Genomic DNA, 3459 nt, shown 5'->3' with positions numbered 1-3459 from the left:
ATAACTGGCAATCCAGGTGGTCCCATCACCCTGGCAAAAATCAGGTCACACTGGTCCCATCCTCATGGCAGGCGACAATAACCGGCAAGATTGTCAATCAAGCGACACGGTTTGTCGATCTTGGCTGCATCAAGACACCGTCGTCGTCCGCTGGCGTCAACTCAACCGCGATAGGTGCAGTTGATACGCGACGGTGATCGTCTTGGCTGTACATCACCAAAGACGCCAACGCCCACTTCCCGGCCTACCGTTCAGAGCTTGGACTGCGACCGCGTACCCACAACGCCAATTCTGAAGCGCTAGACCGTGGATAACCGCTGTTATCTATGAATTTCGTTGGGTGTCGACAGTTAGGTCTGTGCGTCAAAAGCGACGTCAGACAAGACGATTGATCCCGGTGGTGTCCTTGCCGTTGTCCACCCCGACCTTAGCTGCCGACTCGCCGCCGCCCCTCGGCATATCGGTTACCGGTCATCTGACCGTCTCCTGCAGGCCCATGCACGCAACCCCAGACCGAGTGACCGCTAAGCCGTCGGGGATGCCGCTCCTATCCCTGATCGGCGAAGACTCGAGTTCGACGACACGCTAGCTAATCGATTAGAACCGCTGATGTGTCCAAATACGTGTCCAAGCGGCATGAAAATGACCCCAGAGATCGCACCTCTGGGGTCATTTCCGCTGGTAGCGGGGACAGGATTCGAACCTGCGACCTCTGGGTTATGAGCTAACCGGTCGCGGTCTTCTGCAACACGCTCGGTCTCATCGCCCCGCATTCTTCTTCGCCATAAGCCCTCCCCGAATGGATACCAGCGAAGCTGAGCGGCGACTCTTCGCGTACATGCCGGCCAAGACCACGCAGATTGATGGCGAACGCGCGTACGGACTGATCTTCGACACCCATCAGAGATTGGAACGATTCCTCTACCTCTAGAGAGGCTGCCCGGCGCTACCCCCGGCCAACCGTCTCATCGGAACTCAAGTGACTAGGGACGGTGACGTCCACAGCGAACCAACGGTAGGTCGCTTGGGAACACCGCATCCGAGAGCAACCCGCGGATAGTGCTGACGAGCAGCCGTTCCGCGGGCCCGACATCGATGCGCCCAAGGAGCAACATCTGGGGCGGTGCTAGTTCGGTGCGATGCTGACGATATGCGCCGCGACCAGCCTCTGACCGTTCGGCAGGTTCAGGTCTTGAAGTGGATCGGAGAAGGCTGCCCTGACGGTGTCTGGCGGGAGTTCACGTACAAGACAACCGCGTACGCTTTAGCGGCACGGGACTTGGTGACGGTGGATCGGCGCCGCAAACAGTGGTCGGCCTCGATCACCCCCGAAGGTGAGTTCTACCTCTTGCACGGCCGGTACCCTGCGGATGCCACACCGGCCGGCGATACTCAAGCATCCGGGAGTGCTTCGGGTGCAGATGAGTTCGCGATTGAGCTCCTCGCTGAACTCAGGTCCGGGAACGGGCAACTTACGGTGGTATCGCCGACCGATCGTGAGCGGGCGCGATACCGGCGGGCGATTCACCACCTGGTTATCGATCAACTGGTTCCGGACGGGTTCGCACTGCGTTACTCCGGTCGCGATCGGGGCGATCTCGTCATCCGCCTCGTTCGCGAGGCCGGGGAGCCTCGGCCAGCGCCGACACCCCAGGTCGTGGTGCCCCCATTTACAGGTCGGGTTAGCGGCGAGGTGCGTGCGCTGGGAACCACGATTCGGATGGCGGTCACCGAGTCTTCGATGGAGCGGGCGTTGCGCATCCTGCAGGCCATCGCCGACGAATGCGCATCCCGGAGCTGGACACTTGACCGTGATCCACGAGATGACCGCCGGTTCCAGATCAGCACCAGCGGGTGTTCCTTCGAACTGGGCCTCCGTGAAGAACTCGTCGACCGCGAGGTGCCCGACGACGAGAAACTCGGCGCGGCGAAGTATTCCTGGCAGCGAGTCCCCTTGGAGGTCAAAAAGGTTGGGTCGGGACGTCTGACGCTGCAGTTGGGGCAGTATTACCGCACGAGGTCCTGGTCGGATCGGAGCCGTTGGACGCTTGACAGCAAGCTGGGTGCGGTGTTCGTCGAACTTGATGGCCGGGTGGTCGAAGCGGCCGCGCAGAGGCGGCAACGCGAGGCCGATCTGCTTCGGCGACAGCAGGAGTGGGACGCGGCAGTCCTGGCTGCGAAGCAGGCCTACGTGGTCGACCTCAACCGCCGGCGGCTGCACGAACAGGTCGCTCAGCACGCACAGGCGCAGGCTCAACGCGACTATGCCGGCGCCCTCGACGGCGTCCTTGCCGGTTGCGCTGACGCGTCGGCGGCCGAGGCGATGCGCAAGTGGCAGCGATCGGCTCTCGACGAGGCCGACAGGATCGACCCGCTCAATAACCTCGACATGCTGTGTCATCTCGAACCCGACACCATTGCGCCTGACGAGTACGAGCCGTTCATGCCCAAAGGCATGAACGCACACCGGCGCCCCACAATTTAACTACGGCTCGCTGTGACGCAGCATTTCCACCGGTGTACCAAGCTGGCGGGCCAGATGCTCGGCCTCCTGCCTTCGGCCCGCCGCCCGCAGCGCCTTGATCGCGGTCTCGGCGATCTGTCCGACACGGTGAATCTCCTTGCGCAGTTCCGCCAACTCGTCGTACCGATCGGCGGCCTCGGCGCCGCACCACTGGCGAAGGATCGCCCGGCGCGGCTTGTAGTACTCGTTGTCGGTCTGGATGCAGATATCCGCTGGAATGGTGTAATCCGGCCGGGAACCTCTACCGCGATACCAACGCCCGTGGATCGCCACATAGCGCGCCTCGCCCTCCTCTTTCTGCACGGCCTCCAGGATCGGGGTCGGGTCACGCCGCGCAGCGGCCGCCGCAATCGCTTCGGTGACCGGCCAAGGCGCCACCAGATCCTCATCCTCCGTGAATCCGTCGGGGCATTGCGTCCACAAGGTCTCATCCAGGCCGGTGATCTCGGCGAGGCGACTCGAGTTTGTAATGCGACATGCACCGGACTCCCGGTACTCCATGCGCGCAACATCGTGCTCAATCAGCGTTTCGAAGACCACCTCTGCGGCTCTGCCGACCGAATCGTCACCGATCCCGAGTTCGTCGATGCGATTCCAGCGCGCCTCCTGTTCCCGGAAGGCATCGACAGCTTCCCAGCGCACTTTCAAACGCGCCGGTGACACCCACTCCTGGCGGCCCTCGAACCTTTCGTCAACGAACCGCACCAATACCCGGGGCGGTCGCTGTGTCCCCAGTTTGAGCACCTCGACTTCAACGACGTCATCGATCTAACGGACACGATAGGCCCATGATTCACCAACCTGAGCGTGACTTTCCGTTGTCGCCACATGACAAGTGTGCAGCCGGACGGTCGCCGACTAGGTGTACCGAGTCATGACGTTGGTATCAGTCGGCTGATCGGTGGGAGGCCGCCGAGTGCGCTGTGGCGTCGTTG

Annotated in this window: 2 protein-coding genes; one reads left to right on the top strand and one right to left on the bottom strand. The window is 62.2% G+C overall.

What is annotated here, in order from left to right; translation table 11 throughout:
* The first annotated feature begins 1720 nt into the window (after nucleotides 1-1720).
* Nucleotides 1721-2485 carry a hypothetical protein gene (locus CQY20_RS34700; protein WP_133119206.1) on the top strand — a complete coding sequence of 255 codons (765 nt, stop codon included), beginning with the start codon at nucleotides 1721-1723 and terminating at the stop codon, nucleotides 2483-2485.
* On the opposite strand, the gene CQY20_RS33395 is transcribed toward CQY20_RS34700, so the two are convergent.
* Complete coding sequence (locus CQY20_RS33395; protein WP_133119205.1) at nucleotides 2486-3229, bottom strand: hypothetical protein; 744 nt, start codon at nucleotides 3227-3229, stop codon at nucleotides 2486-2488.
* Nucleotides 3230-3459 lie beyond the last annotated feature (230 nt).

Origin of the sequence: Mycolicibacterium agri (assembly GCF_002553505.1) — a bacterium.
Lineage (GTDB): Bacteria > Actinomycetota > Actinomycetes > Mycobacteriales > Mycobacteriaceae > Mycobacterium > Mycobacterium agri.
Note: the sequence above shows the minus strand (reverse complement) of the source record. Positions and strands in the feature narration are given on the sequence as shown.

Coding starts and splice junctions, on each gene's coding strand:
- CQY20_RS34700 (WP_133119206.1), top strand. CDS start 1,721: ATGGCGGTCACCGAGTCTTCGATGGAGCGGGCGTTGCGCATCCTGCAG.